The sequence below is a fragment of the Streptomyces sp. DT224 genome, from assembly GCF_049844595.1.
Lineage (GTDB): Bacteria > Actinomycetota > Actinomycetes > Streptomycetales > Streptomycetaceae > Streptomyces.
Genome location: NZ_JBNCLI010000075.1, coordinates 1 through 227 on the forward strand (window position 1 = coordinate 1; position 227 = coordinate 227).

The 227-nt window shown below is 70.5% G+C and carries 1 protein-coding gene; it reads right to left on the reverse strand.

The window, feature by feature from the left end:
• The coding region (locus tag ACLQ2N_RS36100; protein WP_425820047.1) for a hypothetical protein at nucleotides 1-227 on the reverse strand (227 nt) is incomplete at both ends.

The following is a 227-nucleotide window of genomic DNA, read 5'->3' on the forward strand; positions in this document are numbered from 1 at the left end:
CCGCGCCGGGGAGGATGACGGTGCCGTTGACAGCGTGGTCGGCCAGCCACGGCTGAGCAGAGAGAGAAAGACGGCCGGTGAACAGGACGGACTCGCCGCCCGCGACCTCCGTGACCGAGAGCAGCAGCGGGTGGTCCAGCGTCCCACGCTCGGTGCCGGTGCCCGACTCCAGCCAGTACCGCTGACGCTGGAAGGCGTAGGTCGGCAGATCGACATGCCGGGCCGTC